This window comes from Alicyclobacillus hesperidum subsp. aegles (assembly GCF_027923525.1).
Lineage (GTDB): Bacteria > Bacillota > Bacilli > Alicyclobacillales > Alicyclobacillaceae > Alicyclobacillus > Alicyclobacillus aegles.
In genome coordinates, this window is the sequence record NZ_BSBJ01000047.1 from 1 (window position 1) to 311 (window position 311).

1 rRNA gene is annotated in these 311 nt (G+C 55.9%); it reads right to left on the reverse strand.

Going from position 1 to position 311, the window contains the following annotated elements:
- Window positions 1–300, reverse strand: a 16S ribosomal RNA gene (locus tag QMF38_RS09640); the annotation flags it as partial.
- Between the last annotated feature and the right edge of the window lie 11 nt (window positions 301–311).

A 311-nucleotide genomic window follows, 5' to 3' on the forward strand; every position in this document is an offset into this window, starting at 1 on the left:
GGTCACCCTCTCAGGTCGGCTACGCATCGTCGCCTTGGTGAGCCGTTACCTCACCAACTAGCTAATGCGCCGCGGGCTCCTCTTTCAGCGCTGCATTTGCAGCTTTCCTCACAAGAAGATGCCTCCTCGTGACCTATCCGGCATTAGCACCCGTTTCCGAGTGTTATTCCGGTCTGAAAGGCAGATTGCCCACGTGTTACTCACCCGTCCGCCGCTGACATCCGAAGATGTCCGCACGACTTGCATGTATTAGGCACGCCGCCAGCGTTCGTCCTGAGCCAGGATCAAACTCTCAATGAAATCTCACTATC